Below are 20,651 nucleotides of genomic sequence, written 5' to 3'. Positions count from 1 at the left end.
CGTAAACTGGCGGCCTACCCGAAACGGGGATGCCATGCACCAGTTGCCCAACCTGTTGACTCTGCTGCGCCTGGCACTGGTTTTTCCCATTGCCGGGCTGCTGCTGTCCGATCGGTATGGCCAGGCGCTGGTGCTGTTTGCCATCGCAGGAGGCTCCGATGCCCTGGACGGTTTCCTTGCCCGGCGTTTCGGCTGGATCAGCCGCTTCGGTTCGCTGTTCGACCCCCTGGCTGACAAGCTTTTGCTGGTGACCAGCTTCATCTGCCTGACCATTACCCAGGTACTGCCGCTGTGGCTGACGCTTGTGGTGTTCCTGCGCGACCTGGTGATCCTGCTGGGAGCCGGACTATTTCGCGTGATGGCCGGACCGGCGGAGTTCTCACCGAGCCGGCTGGGCAAGTTGACTACGCTGCTGCAGATGCTGCTGGTCCTCTGCCTGCTGCTGGAACTGAGCCTGTTGCCGGCCCTGGCGTCGCTGTGCTGGCCGCTGAGCTGGCTGGTGATGGTGGTGACGTTGTGCAGTGGGGCCCAGTACGTCTGGGATTGGGGACGGAAATATCGCTACGCAAGAATGAGGGCCTGACATGACCGATTCGCGCCGCTGGCTCTGGCTGGGCGGCTTCCTGTTTCTGGGGTGGCTGATCTATCAGCTGCATCCCGTTCTCTCGCCCTTTCTGGTGGGTATGCTGCTCGCCTACCTTGGCGACCCCCTGGTGGACCGCCTGGAGCGGCTGGGCTTGTCGCGCACCTGGGGCGTGGTGCTGGTATTCGGTTTGTTCGGCCTGATCCTCCTGGCGCTGCTGCTGGTGCTGCTGCCCATGCTCGGCCGCCAACTGTTCCGCCTCTACGAAGTGGCGCCGCAGATGCTCGACTGGTTGCAGCAAAGCGCGCTGCCCTGGGCCCAGGCGCAAATTGGCCTACCCGGTGACTTCTGGCGCGTCGACAGGCTCAAGGCGGTGATCACCGGCCATCTCGGCCAGACCACCGATATCGCCGGCACCCTGCTGGCGAGTGTCACAGCATCCGGCCTGGCGCTGCTGGGCTGGTTGGGCAACCTGTTGCTGATCCCCGTGGTGGGCTTCTACCTGCTGCGTGACTGGGACCTGATGGTGGCCAAACTCCGTGGCCTGCTGCCGCGCAACCGCGAATCCTATGTGGTCGGGCTGGTGGGGGAGTGCCATGAAGTGCTGGGCGCCTTCCTGCGTGGCCAGTTGCTGGTGATGCTGGCGCTGGGGTTGATCTACGCCGTTGGCCTGATGCTGGTAGGGCTGGACCTGGGCTTGCTGATCGGCCTGCTGGCGGGGCTGGCCAGCATCGTGCCGTACATGGGCTTCGTGGTTGGTTTTGGTGCCGCACTGGTTGCTGCGCTCTTTCAGTTCGGCGGTTTCGAACTCTATCCGCTGATCGGCGTCGTAGCCGTGTTCAGTGCGGGGCAGTTGCTCGAAGGCATGCTGCTCACCCCGCTCCTGGTGGGCGATCGCATTGGACTTCACCCAGTGGCGGTGATCTTTGCGATACTTGCTGGCGGCCAGCTGTTTGGCTTCACCGGCGTGCTGTTGGCCTTGCCTGTGGCAGCGATCATCATGGTTTTGCTGCGCCATGCGCATGATTTCTATAAACTTTCCGACCTTTACGGACAGTCGAGTAGCGGTCCCGACGACCCTCCCAGTACGGCATGACACCGATCCAGCTTCCCCTGAGTGTGCGTCTGCGTGACGACGCCACCTTCGCCAACTTCTATCCCGGCGCCAACGCCGCGGCCCTCGGCTATGTCGAGCGCCTGTGCGAGCCCGATGCCGGCTGGACCGAGAGCCTGATCTACCTCTGGGGCGGTGAGGGTGCGGGACGCAGCCACCTGCTCCAGGCCGCTTGCCTGCGTTTCGAGCAGCGCGACGAGCAGGCCATCTACCTGCCCATGGACGAACTGGTGCACTACGGCCCGGAAGTCTTCGACAACCTGGAGCAGTGCGAGCTGGTGTGCCTGGACGACCTGCATGCCTTGGCAGGGCGCCCGGAGTGGGAGGAAGGGCTGTTCCACCTGTTCAACCGCCTGCGCGATGCTGGTCGCAAACTGCTGCTTTCGGCCAGCAAGTCGCCTCGCGAACTCGGGATCAAGCTGCCTGACCTGAAGTCTCGCCTGACCCTGGCGCTGGTGTTCCAGCTGCACGCGCTGTCCGACGAGGACAAGCTCCGCGCCCTGCAACTGCGTGCGTCGCGTCGTGGCCTGCACCTGACCGACGAAGTGGGGCGCTTCATCCTCACCCGTGGTCCGCGCAGCATGAACCTGCTGTTCGACCTGCTGGACATCCTCGATCAGGCCTCGCTCCAGGCTCAGCGCAAGCTGACCATTCCGTTCCTCAAGGAAATTTTCGGCTGGTAGCCCGCATTTCCAGTCAGTCGCCCAATGAAAAAGCCCGGATCGAAGTCCGGGCTTTTTCATTGCTGGGCGGGAATCACTCCCCGGCGAGCTTGCGGTTGTACTGGAAGCGCCAGCGCGTATAGAGCAGCGCCGCGCAGAACAGCAGCAGGCTGAGGCCGGCTTCCAGCCAGCCGAACAGGCTACGCGCGGGGTCGATGGCGGCGAGGACGCCCTGGATGAAGTAGAGGTTCACCACAAAGCACGCCCAGGCGTGCGCGCGGGCGTTGCCGAGGATCATGCCGGGGGCGAGCAGCGCCAGGGGGACCAGCAGGATGGCCAGGACCACCCAGGTTCGTGCGCCGTGGAGGTCGGCGAAGAACAGGGTATTTACCGTCAGCAGCACGGCCAGGGCGATGAAGCTCGCCAGGCTGACGACCCGGCTGACCGACATGCGCGGCGCCAGCCAGTCCAGTTCCGGCAGTTTCTTGGGTTCTTTAGCCACGCGGGGCCTCCAGGCGTTGGGCGGTTTGCGCCAGGCGCTGGCCCAGTGCGCGGCACAGGGCAATCTCGTGTTCGTCCAGCGGACGCTTGCCATCGGCGCCAGCGTGGTGGCTGGCGCCATAGGGCGTGCCGCCGCCGCGGGTTTCCAGCAGTGCCGGTTCGCTGTAGGGCAGGCCGGTGACCAGCATGCCGTGGTGCATCAGCGGCAGCAGCATCGACAGCAGGGTGGTCTCCTGGCCGCCATGCAGGCTGGCGGTGGAGGTGAATACCGCGGCTGGCTTGCCCACCAGTTCGCCGGTGAGCCAGAGGCTGCTGGTGCCGTCGAGGAAGTACTTCAGGGGCGCGGCCATGTTGCCGAAGCGGGTGGGGCTGCCCATGACCAGGCCGGCGCAGTGGCGCAGGTCGTCCAGGGTCGCGTAGAGGGCACCATCGGCGGGGATGTCCGGGGCGACTGCTTCGCATTCGGTCGACACCGCCGGCACTGTGCGCAGGCGCGCTTCAAGGCCGGTCAGCTCGACGCCACGGGCGATCTGCCGGGCCATTTCGGCGGTGGCGCCGTGGCGGCTGTAGTAGAGGACCAGGATGTAGGGCGCGCTCAAGGCAGGATCTCCAGTACCTTCTCCGGCGGACGACCGACCACGGCCTTGTCACCGACGATCAGGATGGGACGTTCGATCAGCTTGGGGTGGGCGGTCATGGCGGCGATCAGTTGCTCTTCCGAGAGGCTGGCGTCGTCCAGGCCAAGGGCCTTGTACTCGTCTTCGCCGGTGCGCAGCAGCTGGCGGGCGGTCAGCCCCAGCTTGGCCAGCAGGTCCCGCAGTTCGGCGGCACTGGGCGGGGTTTCAAGGTAGCGCACGATGGTGGGGGCCAGGCCGCGGGCTTCCAGCAGTTCCAGGGCACCACGGGACTTGGAGCAGCGCGGGTTGTGGTAGAGGGTCAGTTCAGTCATGTCGGGGGTCGCATGGGCTTGGTCGAGGCAGCTATTCTAACCGCGTCGTGGTGCCCGCCTGAACCGTGCGCCGCGCTTGCGGTCTGCTGAGCCGGGCCGGGTCGATCAGAATCAAGGAGATGGAATGCGCCAACGCCTCACCGACGTCGTCGAATTCTGGCGCTTCCTGCTACAGCGGTTCATTGCCGATCGTGGCACCAATAGCGCTGCGGCCCTGACCTACACCAGCCTGTTCGCCGTGGTGCCGATGATGACGGTGACCTTCACTATGCTCTCGGCCATACCGGCTTTCCAGGGCACGGGCGAGCAGATCCAGAGCTTCATCTTCCACAACTTCGTCCCGTCCACCGGGGAAACCCTGCAGGAGTACCTGCGTGGCTTCACGGTGCAGGCGCGGCACCTGACGTGGGTCGGTGTCGGCCTTCTGGTGGTGACCGCCTTCATGATGCTGGTGACCATCGAAAAGGCCTTCAACACCATCTGGCGGGTGCGTCAGCCGCGCCGGGGCGTCTCCAGCTTCCTGCTCTACTGGGCGATCCTCAGTCTCGGTCCGCTGCTCTTGGGCGCCGGTTTCGCCGTCAGCACCTACATCACCTCGCTATCGCTGATTTCCGGCCTGGATGCGCTGATTGGCGCCAAGACCCTGCTCAGCTTCACGCCTCTGTTTTCCAGCATCGCGGCTTTCACTCTGATCTATGCGGCGGTGCCCAATGCGCGGGTGCCGGTGCGCCATGCCCTGGCAGGTGGCGTCTTCACCGCATTGCTGTTCGAGGCGGCCAAGGCACTGTTCGGCCTCTATGTCAGCTTCTTCCCCGGCTACCAGCTGATTTATGGCGCCTTCGCGACGGTGCCGCTGTTTCTGCTGTGGATCTACCTGTCCTGGGTGATCGTGCTGTTCGGCGCCGAACTGGTGTGCAACCTTTCCACACCCTGGCACTGGCGTCGCCGCGCGCTGCCCCGCCTGCTGGTGCTGCTGGGCATCCTACGGGTGTTCCACGACCGCCAGATGCGCGGCATGCCGGTGCGCCACCTGGACGTGCAGCGGGCCGGCTGGCACCTGCCGGAGGATGAGTGGCTGGAAATGCTGGAACTGCTGGAAAGCCAGCACCTGGTCTGCCGTGCCAGTGGAGGTTCCTGGGTGCTCTGTCGTGATCTGAGCGGCTACAGTTTCCATCAATTGCTCGTCCATATGCCCTGGCCGCTGCCACGGCTGGGGCAGTTGCCCGAGCATCTGGACGAAGCGTGGTATCCGCCACTGCGCAAGGCGCTGGAGTTGCTTCAGGAAGAGCAGCAAGCCTTGTTCGGCGGCAGCCTGGCGCAATGGCTCAAGCCGGGAAACGACTGACGAAAATTGTCAGTCAGCCGGTGAGTGAACCAGGCGAACCCTGCTGCGGTCCATGCAACGGCAGGCCGCAGTGATTGGCATGTTTATGGCACTGACAAGGAAGAGGCCATCAAAACGATGGCCAGGGGATGGAAGCGATGGGTACCGCGAAAGACAAGCTGATTCATTTGCACGAGCGCGCACCGCAACGGGCGCTGGAGGGATTGAACCGGGTGACCGGGCTGAAATTCCGTCACTGGCCAGAATCCCTGGCCCCGCTGACTGTGCAAGAAGAGCAGGACGAATCCGAGCGGCCGGCCCTTGAGGGCAATCGCGCTCTACCTGGCTGAAACCGGTTTCAGGCGCGGACTTGGCGATTGGCCTGCTCGGCCAGCTCCACCGCTTGCACGAAGAGTTCTTCCACCAGCAGCCCCTTGATCGGAACGGCAGAGCGCAGGCGCACCTGCATTTGTTCGATCTTTTGCTTGAACGGCAAGCGGGCGACGCCCGACAGCAGGATCTTGCCCTTGGGGTTGAGCTTGCCGTGATCCACCGCAACCTCGCGGCGCTGGCTGCCATCCATGTAGGCCACCATCAGTGACACGGGCAGATCCGTCATGCCGGGCAGGTGCAGCCAGGCCGCCACATTGAAGTCCGCCACCCGACCGTCGAAGGCAGTGAGGGTGGAGCGGGCGACTTCGACGACACGGGCAGGAACCGGGCCGATCAGGCTGTCGTGCTGTTGCATGGGGCATCCAGGCTGGAAAGGGTACGTTCGTACCGGTGGTATTCAATTATAAGCAGCCAATCCCATGCGAACTGTGCGCCTTGGCCGCCGGCTGGCGTGACCCGCCTCGCAGTTTGACCACTCAGGCAAGCTGCAGGGGATAGCGAGCCACCAATGAGGTGCGGAGGTTGGGGGCCGGTAGCGGGACGATGGCCTGATTGTGGACGCTGGCCAGTTGCAGCCAGAGATTTTCCCCTTCAACGAACTGCTTGCCCGGTAGCCAGAGACCGTGATGCCAGCCATTGCCGGGCTCGGGCGTGCTTTGCAGGACGCCGGGGTGTGTCTGGGCGCTGGGGGCTCGGCGCAGCCAGACCGGGCGGGGCAGGCCCTTGAGGTAGCGCACGCCGAGGTGCAGGCCCTCGGTGTTCTGGTAACGCCAGCGCACCAGCGCGAGGACCGGCGTGCTCTGGGTCTGCACCAGCACCAGTTGACCCACCGGTAACTGGTTCGCGAGGTTGTCATGGCAGAGCAGGCGGGCGCCGCCCGGGCTGGCATCGAGCATCTGCGCGCCGCTGCGACCTGGGTGTTGCGTCAGTAGGTCAGCATGGATGGAGCTCAGGCCCACCACCAGCTGGCAGCTTCCGGACTGTTCGGTACGGGGGTGGCGGCGTTGCTGTCGTCCCAGCCAGTGTTGGCGGACCCTCTCCAGGAGCTCGTGCTCGCTCTCGCTGCGCAGGGGCGAGGGTTCATGCAGGGCGATCAGCAGGGCACCCAATTCAAAGCGGCGCAGGTAGGTATTGGCGCCATCGGGGTGCTGCTCCAGCGGCAGACAGGGCTGGGACTCGGTCAGGTCGACGGTCGGGCTGCCGTTCTCGTCGTCCTCGTCCCACGGCAGCAGCCGCGCAAGGCCGGCGATCGGCGCCAGGGCGCCGAAGAGAAGCGGGCATTCGCCTTCGCTCAGGTGGAAGGGATTGCTCAGGGCAAGCAACAGCATCTGCTGGTAGAGCCCCCGCAGAGTATTGGCCGGCGTGGGGCGGAAGGCGGCGGCAACCAGTTCGTCCAGGCACTGCTGGTGCTCGCCGATCCAGTACAGCAGATGGCTGTCGCGCCAGAGCCCTGGGTCTGGCTCCTGATAGAGCTGGTAGTGGCGCAACTGGGTCTGGGCGAGGAAGTGCTGGGCCATGTACAGGCACCAGGCCAGGTGCGGGCGTGACGGTTGGTGACCCTGGAGAATCTGCAGCAACAGGCGTTTGAAGCCGCAGGCCAGTTCGTCGCAGAGCTTGACGAAGAGGTCGGATGGCACCGCCCGGTCCTGAGCAGCCTGGGCGTAGTGGCGGAACTCCTCGCTGAAACTTTGCAGCACGCGCTGCCTTTCGAGTAAGGTCAGAGCGCTGCGGTTGAACCTGAACACATGAGCCAGGACCTGCTGCAGGGCACTATCCTGAGGGAGTTGGCGCGCTTGTGCGAGGAGCGTCGGCACGCTTGCCAGTGGAGTGCTGTTCTCTTCCAGGATGTCCGGCACTTCCAAGCGCAAGGCATCCAGCGTCATATCAACCCCGCGTACACGAGGACCGAATGCATGGGATCGCGACTCCAGGCTGTAATAGGGGTGTTCGCTCTGATGGGGGCCGGCCTGCTCCTGGCCAGCTGCTCGGACGACGTGGGCGTCGATCAGCATGGACAGAAGGTAACGGTTGAGCGCCTCGAAGGCCAGTGGCTGGTCATCAATTACTGGGCCGAATGGTGCGCGCCCTGCCGCACGGAAATCCCTGAACTGAACGCCTTCGCAGAGCAACAGAAGGGCAAGGGCGTGAAAGTGCTTGGCGTCAATTTCGACGGACTGCAGGGCAATGAGCTTGGCCAGGCCACGCAGAAGATGGGCATCCAGTTCACCGTACTGGCGGAGGACCCCTCCAAGCGATACGACCTGCCCAGGAGCGAGGCATTGCCTGTCACTTACATCATCGATGCCCAGGGGAAACTGCGGGAGCGCCTGATGGGTGAGCAAACCGCCGCCGGCCTGACCGCCCGCCTCGAAGAACTGCGCAAGGGGGGCTAGGGGTATGGCGAGAATCTGTCTGCACGGCTACGTGAGTGGCAAGGTCCAGGGTGTCTATTACCGCCAGTCAACCCAGGAACAGGCCGACCGCCTGGATCTGGATGGCTGGGTACGCAACCTGGCGGATGGCCGGGTCGAGGTACTTCTGGAGGGCGAGGAAGACGCTGTGCGCGAATTGGCCGGCTGGCTTGAACAGGGGCCTGCCGAGGCGAAGGTGACCGGCGTTGAGCTTCAGGAGCAACCGCTGCAGGGAATTACCGGCTTCATCGTGCGGCGCTGATGCCGCGAGGTGGGAGCGAGACGCGCTCGCTCCCGGCTCCACTCAGTCTGAATCGCCCGGGTCGGCTGCCAGGCGCCCGGCATCCTTCATCAGCGACTGGAGAAACTCCTGCTGCAGTTCCGGATCGTTGCGGGTCAGCTCGATCAGGCTCTGCTCCAGTTCGCTGGCTTCTTCTTCCAGGCCTAGTTCCGACAGGCGCTTGACGCGATGGACCCACTGCGGGACTTCATCGTCCTCCAGGTCTTCGAAGATCAGCGAATGGGCTTCCGCCAGCTTTCCGCGCAGGGTGTGGCTGATGCCCAGGGTGGCGTCGGCTCGAGCGCTGTCCGTGGGATCCTCGACGCTCAGCTGCAACTTGCCGATGCGGCTGACGTCCTGATCGGCAAAGGGGCCGTCCAGCAGATTGAGACGCAGGATGCCATTGCGATCGGTGAGCAGCTCATGGGTATGGTTGCCCAGCTTGACCAGCACCGGACGCTCCGCCCAGGGCGTGCTGGAGTATTCCATGCGCTTGTCCATCTGCTTCTCGTCGAGGCTGGCCAGGTTCTGTTCGGAACGGCCGTTGGACTCGACGTTCATTGCCGGGTTGAGGCCGGCGAAGCCATAGCTGATCCAGTCCTTGGTGGCGGTGTCTGGCAGGCTGCCGAGCAGTACCACATTGAGCACATTGGCGCCGACGCCAGCGACCACTGCTACCGCACCCAGCGGAACCTCGTAGAGTTCCCGCCAGGGCTGGTAGGGGGTGTAGCGGTCGTAGTGACGGCTGACCTCGAACTCGGTGACTTCGAAGGTCTTCTGCTCGTTGATGCGGACGCGTCGCTGCGGCAGTTCCAGGACCTGGGGATCACCCACCTCGATCTGCAGGCTGTGATTGAGCAATTTGCGCTCGACTCGCTCCTCGTGCTCGCTGCGTTGCGGCAAATGGTTGGCACAACCGCTGACGAAGAGGGCGCCGCACAAGGCGGCGCCGGCCAGGTAATGGGAACTGCGCTTGGACATTTTCTCGATCAGCGATTCACGCGGGCAGTGATGAAGGACAGAACCTCAGTGACCGCTACAGCCTGGTTGTCGGTCTCGCGGCGGTTCTTGTATTCCAGGTTGCCTTCGGCCAGGCCACGCTCGCTCACCACGATGCGGTGCGGAATGCCGATCAGCTCCATGTCGGCGAACTTCACGCCGGGGCTGGTCTTCTTGTCACGGTCATCCAGCAGCACGTCGACGCCTGCAGCGCGCAGTTCAGCGTAGAGCTTGTCGGTCGCTTCCTTGACGGCCGGGGTCTCGTACTTGAGCGGCACCAGGGCGACCTGGAAGGGCGCCAGGGCTTCCGGCCAGAGGATGCCGCGCTCGTCATAGTTCTGCTCGATAGCTGCAGCCACCACGCGGGATACGCCGATGCCGTAGCAGCCCATGATCAGGGTCACCGGCTTGCCTTGCTCGCTCAGCACGCTCAGCTTCATGGCTTCGCTGTACTTGGTGCCCAGCTGGAAGATGTGGCCCACTTCGATGCCGCGCTTGATCACCAGGGTGCCCTTGCCGTCCGGGCTCGGGTCGCCGGCGACCACATTGCGCAGGTCGGCGACTTCCGGCAGCGGCAGGTCGCGCTCCCAGTTCACGCCGAAGTAGTGCTTGTCGTCGATGTTGGCGCCGATGGCGAAGTCGCTCATCAGGGCGACGGAACGGTCGACTATGCAAGCCAGCGGCAGATTCAGCGGGCCGAGCGAGCCAGCTCCGGCACCAATGGCTTGGCGTAGTTCGGCTTCGCTGGCGAACACCAGCGGGTTGGCAATCTGGGGCAGGTTGGCAGCCTTGATTTCGTTCAGTTCGTGGTCGCCACGAATGATCAGCGCCACCAGGGTGCCTTCCTCGGCGCCGTGGACCACCAGGGTCTTGATGGTCTTCTCGATCGCCAGACCGAAGTTTTCCACCAGGTCGGCGATGGTCTTGGTGTTCGGGGTGTCGACCAGCTTCAGCTCCTGGCTCGGTGCGGGACGCTCGGTCTCGCGGGGCAGGGCTTCGGCCTTTTCCACGTTGGCGGCGTAATCGGAGCTATCGCTGAAGGCGATGTCGTCTTCACCGGACTCGGCCAGCACGTGGAACTCGTGGGAGCCGGTGCCGCCGATGGAGCCGGTGTCGGCCAGTACGGGGCGGAAATCCAGGCCCAGGCGGCTGAACACATTGCAGTACGCCTGGTGCATGCGGTCGTAGGTTTCCTGCAGCGATTCCTGGTTCATATGGAAGGAGTAGGCATCCTTCATCACGAACTCGCGGCCCCGCATCAGGCCGAAGCGCGGACGGATCTCGTCACGGAACTTGGTCTGGATCTGGTAGAAGTTCAGCGGCAGCTGCTTGTAGCTATTCAGCTCGTTGCGCGCCATGTCGGTGATGACTTCTTCGTGGGTCGGGCCGACGCAGAAATCGCGCTCGTGGCGATCCTTCAGACGCAGCAGCTCAGGGCCGTACTGCTGCCAACGACCGGACTCCTGCCACAGTTCGGCAGGCTGCACGGCGGGCATCAATACTTCCAGCGCACCAGCGGCGTTCATCTCTTCGCGGACCACCGCCTCGACCTTGCGCAGAACACGCAGGCCCATTGGCAGCCAGGTGTAGAGGCCGGAAGCGAGCTTGCGGATCATGCCGGCGCGCAGCAGCAACTGGTGGCTGATCACCACGGCATCGGTGGGGGTTTCCTTGAGGGTAGACAGCAGGTACTGACTGGTACGCATGTTTGGCCGTTTTGTCGGTTGCGATGGGTTTGAATGGCTCGGCATTGTACGGCGCTGATCAAGTGGCGTACAGGATTGTGGTCCGGCAGGGCGAGGAGGGCGACGTAGTGAGTCTGACAGCGGAGCAGGTGGAGGCGCTCATTCGCAATGGTGTGCCAATGGCGGAAGACATTGACCTTCGGATCGAGCGGATGGACGAACGGGGAGCGCTGGCGCGGGTACCCTTCCAGCACAGATTGGTGCGACCGGGAGGAACCCTGTCCGGTCCGACAATCATGGCGCTGGCGGACGCCGCCATGTACGCGGTTGTGTTGGGTCGTCTGGGGAAAGTCGAAATGGCGGTGACGTCCAACTTGAATATCAACTTCCTGGCTCGACCAAAACCTGTGGATCTGCTTGCTGAGGCGAGGATTCTTAAACTCGGTCGTCGTCAGGCGGTATGTGAAGTTTCACTTTATTCACAAGGGGCGGAAGAGGATCTCGTTGCGCACGTGACCGGTACTTATGTATTGCCTCACTGAACGTGGTGAATGTTTTTTGAGCAGTAGTTGATTCATTTCCAAAAAAAGAAGCCCGGCATTCTCATGCCGGGCTTCCTTTTTGATGTATCGAAGTACCGATCCTGTGATTACAGGATGCTCAGCGGGTACTCGACGATCAGGCGGAACTCGTCGATATCGCCTTCGGCTTGATCGTCGTTGGCGCGGTGGAACGCCTGACGAGCGCGGAAGGACAGGTCTTTGGCTGCGCCTTCCTGGATTACGTATTTCAGGTCCAGGTTGGTTTCGCGGTGCTTGCCGTCGGCGCCTTGCAGGCCGGCGTAGCCGCCGTCCGGGTCAGCCTTGGTGCCGTCGATGTCGTCGCCGTAAACGTAGGTGGCCATGAAGGTCAGGCCCGGTACGCCGTAGGAAGCCATGTTCAGGGTGTAGCCAGCACGGTAGGACTGCTCGTTCGCGCCGTTGAAGTCGGAGTACTGCATGGAGTTGGACAGGAAGATCGAGTCACCGCCGACGTAGTCGAACGGAGTGTCACCGTCTACTTTCTGGTAGGCCAGCAGGAAGCTGTGCGCGCCAATTGTGTAGGTGGAGGCGATGCTGAAGGTGGTGTTGTCGATCTCGCCCTGCAGCTTCTTACCAGTGTCGTTGGTCTGGTAGATGTTGAAGTCGAAGTTCAGGCTCTGGTCGTCAGTGATCGGCAGGGTGTAGTTGGCGTTGCCGTAGTACTGGTTCCAGGTGTCTTCGAACTTGGCGCCGTACAGGGATACGCTCAGCTGGTCGTTGATGCCGTAGGCGCCACCGACGTAGTCCATGGTCTTGCCGACTTCATTGGCACCGTAGTTGATCAGCAGCTCGTCATCGCTGTTGGTGGAGTCACGGTTGTTGTAGGCGGTGAAGTGACCGGCTTCGAGAGCCAGGTTCTCGATTTCTTCGCTGCTCAGGTGGAAGCCGGTGGCGGTTTCCGGCAGCAGGCGGCTGTGGGAAGTGGCAAACACCGGTGCGGTGGTGCGCATTTCGCCGTATTTCAGCACGGTATTGGACAGGCGCAGCTTAACCGCACCACCCGCTTCACTGTAGTCGTCTTGCGGGCGACCGTCGGATCCGATCGGCAGCAGGCCAGTGCCGGTGCGACCACCGCCCGAATCCAGTTTGATGCCGAGGAAGCCATAGGCGTCAGCGCCGAAGCCGACAGTGCCTTGGGTGAAGCCCGACTCATAGAAGCCCATAATGCCGTGGGCCCACTCTTCGCGGTAACCCTTACGCTCATTGGCGGGTTTGAGTGCATTGCGACCGGAGTTGTTACGACCACCGTCGCGGAAGTCGCGATTGAAGTAGTAGTTCTTGTTAAGCAGATTCAGGCTGCTGTCTTCCAGGAAGCCCTTGGAATCGCTTTGGGCGCTGGCAAAAGCCAATTGAGTGGTACCGGCGGTCACGGCCAGAGCCAGTGCGCTCCACTTCATCACTTGCATTGTGATTGCTCCTTTGGTTTTGAAGATTCTCGCCGCTTTCTTTATTGATTGAAGGCGGTTCTTTCTTTTTGTGTCGGCGCTAACTTATAGCACGGCGACAATATTGGCGATAGTTGAAACCTAGTCCTTACGATTTCTTCACAGTGCTGTCGCAAATCGGGAAGAAGTGTGTCGCATATCTATAGGTTCGCTCTTGCATCCCTTCAACCCCTATGTATCCGAGGCACGGTGCGGGCGGGCGTCCATTGGATTCGTTCCCGTTCCTGCGTGTGACCTGGCAGCTCTTAAGCAACAAGCGTGCACATTCCTTGTGACAACCGGAAAAATTTACCTTGCCCGCCTGGTGCGCTCGTTCCAGCCCGTTCAACACCTGATTCCCGTGTGGTTGCAAGGGAGTAGCCACTGCCCTGAAATGAGGCATTTTGCGCGCTGGATGGCTATTGACAGGCATTGCTTGAACAGTTTTGGGAGGCCTCTGCCCCGCGTCGTGGCAGGCGGTGCGTAACCCGAGTGTGGCGGTAGGTAACGAAATGTTAATCGTGCGCGATCCTGGTGCGCGTCGTGACAGAGGCTTCCTCTATATAGGTGGCGCCAACGAGCGAGTTCCGCTCGCCACGAGCCTTGGCTATGCTGCGCGCCCCTGTGCCGGTCGTTCGGTCGGGGGTGCTAATCTCGAATTCCCTACAGTCGAACAGGAGAGGCCAGTATGTTCGCCCTGGACCCAAGACTTCAGCAGGACACCCTGCCCATCGGTGATTTTCCCCTGTGCCGGCTGCTGTTGATGAATGACGCCCAATACCCCTGGTTCATTCTCGTGCCGCGTCGCGAAGAGGTCAGCGAGCTGTTCCAGCTCGGTGCTGACGAGCAGCGCCAGCTCTGGCAGGAAACCACTTTCCTGGCCGAGACCCTCAAGGACACCTTCGGTGCCGACAAGATGAACGTCGCAACCCTGGGCAATGTGGTCAGCCAGTTGCACATGCACGTGATCGTGCGTCGCCGCGAGGACGCGGCCTGGCCGTCGCCGGTCTGGGGCCGTCATCCGGCGGTTGCCTACTCGCCCGAGCAAGTGGCCGCCATTCTCGCCAAGCTGCGTCTGGTGTTGGCCGATGATTTCCGCTTTGTGGAGGGTTGAGGCATGAGTCTGGAAATGCGAATCGCTGACCTGGAGAGCCGGCTGGCCTTCCAGGACGACACTATCCAGACGCTCAATGACATCCTGGTCGAGCAGCAGCGTCTGGTGGATCGCCTGCAACTCCAGGTGTCGGCTCTGGCCAGGCGTCAGGAAGAGCTCCTCAGCCAGTTCGGGTCGAACGAGGATGAGGCGCCGCCGCCTCACTATTGAGCACACAAGAAAAGCCCGCCAATTGGCGGGCTTTTTTTCATCTGCCTCAGCGTCGGCTGGGTAGCGCGGCAATCACATCTTCTGCCTGCAGGCCCTTGTCTCGCTGGATGACCGAGAACTCTACGCGCTGCCCTTCGATCAGCACGCGGTGGCCTTCCCCGCGAATGGCGCGGAAGTGCACGAAGATGTCATCCCCGGAGTCACGGGAGATGAAGCCGAAGCCCTTGGATGTGTTGAACCACTTCACCGTTCCGGTTTCGCGGTTGGACATGTCCTGGGGCAGCAGCGGCGCCTGGGTCACCTTGCGCAGGTTGATGGTCAGGTGCAGGGCAACGGCGAGGATCACGGTCAGAAGGCTGACGAGGATGGCTGGTTGAGCACCGATTTCGGGCATCGGCGCCAGGAGGATCAGCGTTTGCAAGATCACCGCCAGAACCAGCAGGGCTGAGACGAGGGTCTGCAGTTGGTTGTGCAGTCCCTTGGCCCAGGCCGGAACCACCGGTGCCAGCAGCAGGTTGAGCAGACCGAAGAAGGCCAGGTAAAGGGCTTCGGGTTGTTGCAGGTAGGGCAGGGCGTCGGCGCGCAGGCTAGGAATGAAGGACAGCAATAAAGCGGCAGCGCCCGTCAACAGATGGACGATTTTCAACATGTTCAATGGATTCACCTTGGAAACGGAATCTCAGACGGAAAGGAGCCGGTACATGCGGGATGAAAAGGGCATGGAGCCGGCCTATGCCGCAGGTCACAGGTCGACTTGCGGCACCGGCTGTATTTAACAGCAAAGGACAGGGCTACTCAAATCAAGCGGTTAGCGCTGCTTCAGGGGCTGCAGGATGCACCTGGTTGCGGCCATTGCGCTTGGCCTGGTAGAGGGCGTCGTCGGCTCGGGTGATGAGACTTTCGAGGGTGTCGCCGGGTTCCGCGAGGGCGAGGCCGAAGCTTGCGGTGATGGTATCGAGCACTTGGTCCGTGCGGCGGACCTTCACGCGCAGCGCCTGCATTTTATTGCGCAATTGCTCGGCGAAGGTGCGGGCTGTGTCCAGGTTCTGGCAGTCACGCAACAACACGCAGAATTCTTCCCCACCGTAACGACCCGCCATGCCGCGAGGTGGTAGCAGTTCCCGCAGTAGCTGGCCGACGTGCTGGAGCACGCGATCCCCGAGCGGATGGCCGAACTGGTCGTTGAATTGTTTGAAGTGGTCGATATCCAGCATTACCAGCGCGAGGCCTTCCTGGCCGTTCTTCAGGGACTGTTCCAGCAGGCGGGTGAAGGCCTGGCGGTTGAATACCTGGGTCAGGCCATCCAGCGTGGCAGCCAGCTGTGCACGCTCCAACTGGTTGCGCAGGTGTTGGATTTCCGCTTGGGCGGCCTGCAGGCGATAGAGGAATTGCTCCTGCTGTTCCTGCATCAGTTGGGTGCTTTCCTGCAGGTGGTTCAGCACGCTGGGAAGGTCGTCGATGATGGGTTCGTGGAGTGCCGCCAGTCCGGCTGTCAGGCTGCTCTGGTACGCCTGGCTACCGCTGACGCTGCGGCTGACATCACCCTCGATATCATCCACCAGGTCGATGACCTGCTGCTGCCCCTGGCGCGCTTCCTCAAGCTCGCCACGGATGATGTACTCGCGAAACAGCTTGAGGGCCGAATCGGGGGGGAAGACGTCGAAATCGTTGGTGATCTTGTCCAGGCGGCGATTGAGGTCAGGCTCCATGCCCTTGCTGTAGGTGTACCAGAGGGCGTAATGCACCGGGTTCGGCGGAATGGAGTGCCGCACCATATGAGGAACGGCCTGCTTGAGCAGGTCGGCGGCCTCACGGGTTTCTTCGGGGAAAAGCTCAAGCAGCGACGGATGTTTCGGAGGCTGGCTCATGCACTTCACTGTGGAGGGATGTCGAATTGCCAGAGCATAGATCAGGCGGGCTGTCGCGCATAGCGAAAGGCCCGGTTTCCCGGGCCTTTTTGAAGCGCCTGAAGGTCAGGCGGCGAGCAGGCTGCGGAGCATCCACGCGGTTTTTTCGTGGACTTGCATGCGCTGGGTCAGCAAGTCAGCGGTGGGCTCGTCGCTGACCTTGTCCAGCAGCGGGAAAATGCCACGGGCAGTGCGGACTACCGCCTCCTGGCCTTGCACCAGTTGTTTGATCATGTCTTCGGCGGCCGGCACACCTTCTTCTTCCTTGATGGAGGACAGGCGGGCGTAGGCGGCGTAGGTGCCGGGGGCTGCGAAGCCCAGGGCGCGGATACGCTCGGCGATGGAGTCGACCGCCAGGGCGAGTTCGTTGTACTGGCCTTCGAACATCAGGTGCAGGGTGTTGAACATCGGCCCGGTGACGTTCCAGTGGAAATTGTGGGTCTTGAGATAGAGGGTGTAGGTGTCAGCCAGCAAGCGGGACAGGCCCTCTGCGATGGCTGCGCGATCCTGTTCCGCGATTCCGATGTTGATTTCCATACCAGTTCTCCTCTCGGTAGCTTGTGGCCCAGACCGGGCCCGTGATGGAAAAAGCCTAACACGGGCCGGGTACTGGTCAGCCTTGTCTTCTATCAATGAATGCAATGCTCAGAAGTTATTGGTCATCGCTGGCTTCATTTCTTATTTAGCAGTTTGCCCAGTAGCCGCGGGTAGCTGGCGGGCAGTAAACGCTGCAGGTGATCGAGGAAGCGGGCGTCGGCTCCGACCATGATGCGTGGCTGTCCGGCCTGCATGCCCTTGATGATGACCTGCGCCGCCTGCTGTGCCGAGGTGCGCGCCAGCTTGTCGAAATGGACGGCCGCCTTGGCTGCATCTGTCTTGCCATCGATGCCCCGATAGAAACGTGCCGAGCGGGCGATATTGGTGCGGATGCCGCCCGGGTGAACGCAGCTGACCTTGATGGCGGTGCCGCAGAGTTCCTGTCGCAGTGCTTCGGTGAAGCCTCGCACCGCAAACTTGCTGGCATTGTAGGCGCCCTGGGTGGGCATGCTGACGATGCCAAAGATGCTCGATACGTTGACGATATGCCCTTCGCCCTGGTTCAGCAGGTGAGGAAGGAAGGCCTTGGTGCCGTGGACCACGCCCCAGAAGTTGATGCCCATCAGCCATTCGAAATCGTCGTAGCGCAGCTCAGCGATGGTTTGGGAAACCGCCACGCCGGCATTGTTGATCACCAGGTCGGTTCGCCCGTGTCGGGCCATAACGCTGTCGGCGAAAGCGTGAACGGCCTCGCGATCGGAGACGTCCAGTGCGTGGGTGGAAAGTTGCAGGCCCGCGCGGCGCAGTGGCGTTGCGGTGGCTTCGAGACCGTCGGCGTCGATGTCGGCAAGGGCCAGATGGCAACCCATGTCTGCCAACTGATGGGCAAGGGCGCGGCCGATGCCGGACCCCGCTCCCGTGATGACTGCGACTTTCCCTGCAAGCGATTGCATCTCCACTCCTTCCTTGTGTGTCACGTGTCCGTCCGTCGGGCAAGTGCAGGCGAGCTTAGACACTGCCCTGTGGCCCAGCAAGCGAACCCGCGCTCAGTCGGCGCGTGAGCGCTGCGGGGCGGGCGGCTGCGCGGTGACAATTTACGCTATATAATCCCGCTCTTTGCCGCGAACCCCGGCCTGTCCGGCAGGGGGTTGCACCTCCGCCGGATGCTCCGTCGCCTCAGGGCGGGCGGACGAATTCACGACTCAAGAGAAGCGAAACACGACCATGATGCGCAGCCACTATTGCGGCCAACTGAACGAGAGCCTGGACGGCCAGGAAGTCACCCTCTGCGGTTGGGTACACCGCCGCCGCGACCACGGCGGGGTCATTTTCCTCGATATCCGTGACCGCGAAGGCCTGGCCCAGGTGGTGTTCGACCCGGATCGCGAAGAAACCTTCGCCCGTGCCGACCGTGTCCGCAGCGAGTTCGTGGTCAAGATCACCGGCAAAGTCCGCCTGCGTCCGGAAGGCGCGCGCAACGCCAACATGGCCTCCGGCGCCATCGAGGTGCTGGGCTACGAGCTGGAAGTCCTCAACCAGGCTGAAACTCCGCCGTTCCCGCTGGACGAATACTCCGACGTGGGCGAAGAAACCCGCCTGCGCTACCGCTTCATCGACCTGCGTCGCCCGGAAATGGCTGCCAAGCTGAAGCTGCGCGCGCGCATCACCAGCAGCATCCGCCGCTACCTGGACGAGAACGGTTTCCTTGACGTGGAAACCCCGATCCTGGGTCGCCCGACTCCGGAAGGCGCACGCGACTACCTGGTGCCGAGCCGCACCTACCCGGGCCACTTCTTCGCCCTGCCGCAGTCGCCCCAGCTGTTCAAACAGCTGCTGATGGTGGCCGGCTTCGACCGCTACTACCAGATTGCCAAGTGCTTCCGCGACGAAGACCTGCGTGCCGACCGCCAGCCGGAATTCACCCAGATCGACATCGAGACCAGCTTCCTGGAAGAAAGCGACATCATCGAAATCACCGAGAAGATGGTGCGTCAGCTGTTCAAGGAAGTGCTGGACGTCGAGTTCGACGAGTTCCCGCACATGCCGTTCGAAGAAGCCATGCGCCGCTACGGCTCCGACAAGCCGGACCTGCGTATCCCGCTGGAACTGGTCGATGTAGCCGACCAACTGAAGGGCGTGGAATTCAAGGTGTTCTCTGGTCCGGCCAACGATCCGAAAGGCCGTGTCGCAGCCCTGCGCGTGCCGGGCGCCGCGTCCATGCCGCGCAGCCAGATCGACGATTACACCAAGTTCGTCGGCATCTACGGTGCCAAGGGCTTGGCCTACATCAAGGTCAACGAGCGCGCCAAGGGCGTCGAAGGCCTGCAGTCGCCGATCGTCAAGTTCATTCCCGAAGAGAACCTCAATGTGATCCTCGACCGCGTTGGCGCGGTTGATGGCGACATCGTGTTCTTCGGCGCCGACAAGGCCAAGATCGTCTGCGACGCCCTGGGCGCCCTGCGTATCAAGGTCGGCCATGATCTCAAGCTGCTCACCAAGGAGTGGGCGCCGATGTGGGTCGTGGACTTCCCGATGTTCGAAGAGAACGATGACGGCAGCCTGACTTCGCTGCACCACCCGTTCACCTCGCCCAAGTGCAGCCCGGCGGAGCTGGAGGCCAACCCGGCCAACGCTCTGTCCCGCGCCTATGACATGGTGCTCAACGGCACCGAGCTCGGCGGCGGTTCCATCCGTATCCACGACAAGTCCATGCAGCAGGCGGTGTTCCGCGTACTGGGCATCGATGATGCGGAGCAGGAAGAGAAGTTCGGCTTCCTCCTCGATGCGCTGAAGTACGGTGCACCGCCGCACGGTGGCCTGGCCTTCGGTCTGGACCGTCTGGTGATGCTGATGACCGGCGCTTCTTCGATTCGCGAAGTGATCGCCTTCCCGAAAACCCAGAGCGCTGGCGATGTCATGACCCAGGCACCGGGTACCGTGGACGCCAAGGCCCTGCGCGAGCTGAACATTCGCCTGCGCGAACAGGCCAAGGCCGAGTAATCAGAACCAACCCAAGACGGCGCCACAGGGCGCCGTCCGTTATAGAAAGTACGGAGTGAGTTATGGCTGGTCATTCCAAATGGGCCAACATCAAGCACCGCAAAGAACGCCAGGATGCCAAGCGCGGCAAGATCTTCACCAAGCTCATCCGTGAGCTGACCGTTGCTGCCAAGCATGGTGGCGGCAACCCGGCGGACAACCCGCGTCTGCGTCTGGCTGTGGACAAAGCGCTGACCGCGAACATGACCCGCGACACCATCGATCGCGCCATCGCCCGTGGTGCCGGCTCCAACGAAGCCGACAACATGGTCGAGCTCAGCTACGAAGGTTATGCGCCGAGTGGCGTGGCCATCATCATCGAAGCCATGACCGACAACCGCAACCGTACCGCGGCCGAAGTGCGTCATGCCTTCAGCAAGTGCGGTGGCAACCTGGGTACCGATGGTTCGGTGGCCTACATGTTCGACCGCAAGGGCCAGATCAGCTACGCCCCGGGCGTGAACGAAGAAGCCCTGATGGAAGCAGCCCTGGAAGCTGGCGCTGATGACGTCGTGGCTGACGAAGACGGCTCCGTCGAGGTCTACACCACCTTTGCTGACTTCCTCTCGGTGAACGAGGCCCTGACCGCCGCCGGTTTCAAGGGCGACGAGGCTGAAGTGGCGATGATCCCGTCGATCACTGCCCCCATCACCGATCTGGAAACCGCTCAGAAGGTGATGAAGCTGATCGACATGCTGGAAGACCTGGACGATGTCCAGAACGTCTACCACAACGCTGAGATATCTGACGAGATCATGGAGCAGCTCGGCTGAGAACCTGATCACGATCAGCTGCGCGTTGGCCCTGCGGCGTTAAAAACAGGCTCGGAATGCTCATTTACAGCTCGTAAACTCGAGTGCGAGCCCAGTCCGCTTCCTCTCCTGTTTTTGCCTTGCATGGCTCTAGCTCGCACGATCGTGACCAGATTCGAGTGCTGG

Annotated in this window: 24 protein-coding genes and 1 pseudogene; 12 read left to right on the top strand and 13 right to left on the bottom strand. The window is 62.4% G+C overall.

The genetic code is table 11. The annotated features are described in order from the left end of the window. Positions 1 to 34 precede the first annotated feature (34 nt). From E8E91_RS19380 to hda, 3 genes are read left to right on the top strand one after another with little or no spacing between them, the layout of a single operon-like run. On the top strand, positions 35 to 583 hold the full coding sequence (locus E8E91_RS19380; RefSeq protein WP_280377914.1) for a CDP-alcohol phosphatidyltransferase family protein: 549 nt from the start codon (positions 35 to 37) through the stop codon (positions 581 to 583). 1 nt (position 584) lies between these two features. Beyond that, complete coding sequence (locus tag E8E91_RS19375; protein WP_280377911.1) at positions 585 to 1,679, top strand: AI-2E family transporter; 1,095 nt, start codon at positions 585 to 587, stop codon at positions 1,677 to 1,679. Further along, positions 1,676 to 2,380, top strand: a complete 705-nt coding sequence (gene hda, locus E8E91_RS19370) for a DnaA regulatory inactivator Hda (RefSeq protein WP_028627573.1) — start codon at positions 1,676 to 1,678, stop codon at positions 2,378 to 2,380. Before E8E91_RS19375 ends, hda begins: the two co-directional genes overlap by 4 nt. Before the next feature lie 73 nt (positions 2,381 to 2,453). On the opposite strand, the gene E8E91_RS19365 is transcribed toward hda, so the two are convergent. Genes E8E91_RS19365 through arsC form a run of 3 tightly spaced genes read right to left on the bottom strand, consistent with a single transcriptional unit; the run spans position 2,454 to position 3,809 of the window. After that, positions 2,454 to 2,861: a DUF2069 domain-containing protein gene (locus tag E8E91_RS19365; RefSeq protein WP_280368337.1), complete on the bottom strand. Its 408-nt coding sequence runs from the start codon at positions 2,859 to 2,861 to the stop codon at positions 2,454 to 2,456. Further along, entirely contained in the window at positions 2,854 to 3,459 is a 606-nt protein-coding gene (gene wrbA, locus E8E91_RS19360; RefSeq protein ID WP_280368339.1) for an NAD(P)H:quinone oxidoreductase, read from the bottom strand. Before wrbA ends, E8E91_RS19365 begins: the two co-directional genes overlap by 8 nt. Then, positions 3,456 to 3,809: an arsenate reductase (glutaredoxin) gene (gene arsC / locus E8E91_RS19355; protein WP_190831188.1), complete on the bottom strand. Its 354-nt coding sequence runs from the start codon at positions 3,807 to 3,809 to the stop codon at positions 3,456 to 3,458. Before arsC ends, wrbA begins: the two co-directional genes overlap by 4 nt. 124 nt (positions 3,810 to 3,933) lie before the next feature. Between arsC and E8E91_RS19350 the strand changes: the two genes are divergently transcribed. Then, positions 3,934 to 5,154 (top strand): YihY family inner membrane protein, encoded by a 1,221-nt coding sequence (locus tag E8E91_RS19350; RefSeq protein ID WP_280368343.1) that lies wholly within the window; start codon positions 3,934 to 3,936, stop codon positions 5,152 to 5,154. 128 nt (positions 5,155 to 5,282) lie between these two features. Next, positions 5,283 to 5,483: a hypothetical protein gene (locus tag E8E91_RS19345; protein WP_348532222.1), complete on the top strand. Its 201-nt coding sequence runs from the start codon at positions 5,283 to 5,285 to the stop codon at positions 5,481 to 5,483. An 8-nt stretch (positions 5,484 to 5,491) separates the two neighbouring features. Here the strand turns inward: E8E91_RS19345 and E8E91_RS19340 are convergent, their stop codons facing one another. Both E8E91_RS19340 and E8E91_RS19335 read right to left on the bottom strand, forming a co-directional pair. Continuing rightward, a complete protein-coding gene (locus tag E8E91_RS19340) occupies positions 5,492 to 5,881 on the bottom strand; it encodes a hypothetical protein (protein ID WP_280377909.1) in 390 nt (129 codons plus the stop codon). A 121-nt stretch (positions 5,882 to 6,002) separates the two neighbouring features. Next, positions 6,003 to 7,409, bottom strand: a complete 1,407-nt coding sequence (locus E8E91_RS19335) for a PilZ domain-containing protein (RefSeq protein WP_280377907.1) — start codon at positions 7,407 to 7,409, stop codon at positions 6,003 to 6,005. 30 nt (positions 7,410 to 7,439) lie between these two features. On the opposite strand from E8E91_RS19335, the gene E8E91_RS19330 reads away from it, so the two are divergent. Then, a complete protein-coding gene (locus E8E91_RS19330; protein WP_280377905.1) occupies positions 7,440 to 7,919 on the top strand; it encodes a TlpA disulfide reductase family protein in 480 nt (159 codons plus the stop codon). A 4-nt stretch (positions 7,920 to 7,923) separates the two neighbouring features. Next, on the top strand, positions 7,924 to 8,199 hold the full coding sequence (locus tag E8E91_RS19325; protein WP_280377903.1) for an acylphosphatase: 276 nt from the start codon (positions 7,924 to 7,926) through the stop codon (positions 8,197 to 8,199). 42 nt (positions 8,200 to 8,241) lie between these two features. Here the strand turns inward: E8E91_RS19325 and E8E91_RS19320 are convergent, their stop codons facing one another. After that, complete coding sequence (locus E8E91_RS19320; RefSeq protein WP_280377900.1) at positions 8,242 to 9,198, bottom strand: hypothetical protein; 957 nt, start codon at positions 9,196 to 9,198, stop codon at positions 8,242 to 8,244. A gap of 8 nt (positions 9,199 to 9,206) precedes the next feature. Next, positions 9,207 to 10,922 carry a proline--tRNA ligase gene (locus E8E91_RS19315; RefSeq protein WP_280377898.1) on the bottom strand — a complete coding sequence of 572 codons (1,716 nt, stop codon included), beginning with the start codon at positions 10,920 to 10,922 and terminating at the stop codon, positions 9,207 to 9,209. Between the two features lie 113 nt (positions 10,923 to 11,035). On the opposite strand from E8E91_RS19315, the gene E8E91_RS19310 reads away from it, so the two are divergent. Further along, positions 11,036 to 11,443, top strand: coding sequence for a PaaI family thioesterase (locus E8E91_RS19310; protein WP_280378218.1), 408 nt, complete (start codon positions 11,036 to 11,038; stop codon positions 11,441 to 11,443). A gap of 107 nt (positions 11,444 to 11,550) precedes the next feature. Here E8E91_RS19310 and E8E91_RS19305 read toward each other — a convergent pair whose 3' ends face one another. After that, positions 11,551 to 12,888, bottom strand: a complete 1,338-nt coding sequence (locus E8E91_RS19305) for an OprD family porin (protein WP_280377897.1) — start codon at positions 12,886 to 12,888, stop codon at positions 11,551 to 11,553. Between the two features lie 706 nt (positions 12,889 to 13,594). Between E8E91_RS19305 and E8E91_RS19300 the strand changes: the two genes are divergently transcribed. Beyond that, complete coding sequence (locus E8E91_RS19300; RefSeq protein WP_280377895.1) at positions 13,595 to 14,020, top strand: HIT domain-containing protein; 426 nt, start codon at positions 13,595 to 13,597, stop codon at positions 14,018 to 14,020. Between the two features lie 3 nt (positions 14,021 to 14,023). Then, positions 14,024 to 14,230, top strand: coding sequence for a SlyX family protein (locus E8E91_RS19295; RefSeq protein WP_280368365.1), 207 nt, complete (start codon positions 14,024 to 14,026; stop codon positions 14,228 to 14,230). 46 nt (positions 14,231 to 14,276) lie between these two features. On the opposite strand, the gene E8E91_RS19290 is transcribed toward E8E91_RS19295, so the two are convergent. The 5 genes and pseudogenes from E8E91_RS19290 to E8E91_RS19270 form a co-directional block, all read right to left on the bottom strand. Continuing rightward, complete coding sequence (locus E8E91_RS19290; protein ID WP_162945915.1) at positions 14,277 to 14,501, bottom strand: cold-shock protein; 225 nt, start codon at positions 14,499 to 14,501, stop codon at positions 14,277 to 14,279. A gap of 57 nt (positions 14,502 to 14,558) precedes the next feature. Next, positions 14,559 to 14,879, bottom strand: a pseudogene (locus E8E91_RS19285) (cold shock domain-containing protein membrane protein); the annotation flags it as partial. A 151-nt stretch (positions 14,880 to 15,030) separates the two neighbouring features. Next, positions 15,031 to 16,098, bottom strand: coding sequence for a GGDEF domain-containing protein (locus tag E8E91_RS19280; RefSeq protein ID WP_280377893.1), 1,068 nt, complete (start codon positions 16,096 to 16,098; stop codon positions 15,031 to 15,033). A 105-nt stretch (positions 16,099 to 16,203) separates the two neighbouring features. After that, on the bottom strand, positions 16,204 to 16,674 hold the full coding sequence (locus E8E91_RS19275) for a Dps family protein (protein ID WP_151136205.1): 471 nt from the start codon (positions 16,672 to 16,674) through the stop codon (positions 16,204 to 16,206). 134 nt (positions 16,675 to 16,808) lie between these two features. Further along, positions 16,809 to 17,627: an SDR family NAD(P)-dependent oxidoreductase gene (locus E8E91_RS19270; protein WP_280377891.1), complete on the bottom strand. Its 819-nt coding sequence runs from the start codon at positions 17,625 to 17,627 to the stop codon at positions 16,809 to 16,811. 271 nt (positions 17,628 to 17,898) lie between these two features. On the opposite strand from E8E91_RS19270, the gene aspS reads away from it, so the two are divergent. Both aspS and E8E91_RS19260 read left to right on the top strand, forming a co-directional pair. Beyond that, positions 17,899 to 19,674, top strand: a complete 1,776-nt coding sequence (aspS, locus tag E8E91_RS19265) for an aspartate--tRNA ligase (RefSeq protein WP_280377888.1) — start codon at positions 17,899 to 17,901, stop codon at positions 19,672 to 19,674. A gap of 62 nt (positions 19,675 to 19,736) precedes the next feature. Then, positions 19,737 to 20,486 carry a YebC/PmpR family DNA-binding transcriptional regulator gene (locus E8E91_RS19260; RefSeq protein ID WP_190831218.1) on the top strand — a complete coding sequence of 250 codons (750 nt, stop codon included), beginning with the start codon at positions 19,737 to 19,739 and terminating at the stop codon, positions 20,484 to 20,486. Positions 20,487 to 20,651: the final 165 nt, after the last annotated feature.

The sequence above is a fragment of the Pseudomonas sp. BN515 genome (genome assembly GCF_029873155.1).
In the GTDB taxonomy this organism is placed as follows: Bacteria; Pseudomonadota; Gammaproteobacteria; order Pseudomonadales; family Pseudomonadaceae; genus Metapseudomonas.
The sequence above is the reverse complement of the archived record's forward strand: the minus strand, read 5'-3'. Positions and strand labels throughout refer to the sequence as shown.

Coding starts and splice junctions, on each gene's coding strand:
- E8E91_RS19275 (WP_151136205.1), bottom strand. CDS start 16,674: ATGGAAATCAACATCGGAATCGCGGAACAGGATCGCGCAGCCATCGCA.
- E8E91_RS19295 (WP_280368365.1), top strand. CDS start 14,024: ATGAGTCTGGAAATGCGAATCGCTGACCTGGAGAGCCGGCTGGCCTTC.
- E8E91_RS19345 (WP_348532222.1), top strand. CDS start 5,283: ATGGAAGCGATGGGTACCGCGAAAGACAAGCTGATTCATTTGCACGAG.
- E8E91_RS19300 (WP_280377895.1), top strand. CDS start 13,595: ATGTTCGCCCTGGACCCAAGACTTCAGCAGGACACCCTGCCCATCGGT.
- E8E91_RS19280 (WP_280377893.1), bottom strand. CDS start 16,098: ATGAGCCAGCCTCCGAAACATCCGTCGCTGCTTGAGCTTTTCCCCGAA.
- E8E91_RS19315 (WP_280377898.1), bottom strand. CDS start 10,922: ATGCGTACCAGTCAGTACCTGCTGTCTACCCTCAAGGAAACCCCCACC.
- arsC (WP_190831188.1), bottom strand. CDS start 3,809: ATGACTGAACTGACCCTCTACCACAACCCGCGCTGCTCCAAGTCCCGT.
- E8E91_RS19330 (WP_280377905.1), top strand. CDS start 7,440: ATGGGATCGCGACTCCAGGCTGTAATAGGGGTGTTCGCTCTGATGGGG.
- E8E91_RS19320 (WP_280377900.1), bottom strand. CDS start 9,198: ATGTCCAAGCGCAGTTCCCATTACCTGGCCGGCGCCGCCTTGTGCGGC.
- E8E91_RS19335 (WP_280377907.1), bottom strand. CDS start 7,409: ATGACGCTGGATGCCTTGCGCTTGGAAGTGCCGGACATCCTGGAAGAG.
- E8E91_RS19350 (WP_280368343.1), top strand. CDS start 3,934: ATGCGCCAACGCCTCACCGACGTCGTCGAATTCTGGCGCTTCCTGCTA.
- E8E91_RS19325 (WP_280377903.1), top strand. CDS start 7,924: ATGGCGAGAATCTGTCTGCACGGCTACGTGAGTGGCAAGGTCCAGGGT.
- E8E91_RS19340 (WP_280377909.1), bottom strand. CDS start 5,881: ATGCAACAGCACGACAGCCTGATCGGCCCGGTTCCTGCCCGTGTCGTC.
- hda (WP_028627573.1), top strand. CDS start 1,676: ATGACACCGATCCAGCTTCCCCTGAGTGTGCGTCTGCGTGACGACGCC.
- E8E91_RS19260 (WP_190831218.1), top strand. CDS start 19,737: ATGGCTGGTCATTCCAAATGGGCCAACATCAAGCACCGCAAAGAACGC.
- E8E91_RS19290 (WP_162945915.1), bottom strand. CDS start 14,501: ATGTCCAACCGCGAAACCGGAACGGTGAAGTGGTTCAACACATCCAAG.
- E8E91_RS19270 (WP_280377891.1), bottom strand. CDS start 17,627: ATGCAATCGCTTGCAGGGAAAGTCGCAGTCATCACGGGAGCGGGGTCC.
- E8E91_RS19375 (WP_280377911.1), top strand. CDS start 585: ATGACCGATTCGCGCCGCTGGCTCTGGCTGGGCGGCTTCCTGTTTCTG.
- E8E91_RS19305 (WP_280377897.1), bottom strand. CDS start 12,888: ATGCAAGTGATGAAGTGGAGCGCACTGGCTCTGGCCGTGACCGCCGGT.
- E8E91_RS19380 (WP_280377914.1), top strand. CDS start 35: ATGCACCAGTTGCCCAACCTGTTGACTCTGCTGCGCCTGGCACTGGTT.
- aspS (WP_280377888.1), top strand. CDS start 17,899: ATGATGCGCAGCCACTATTGCGGCCAACTGAACGAGAGCCTGGACGGC.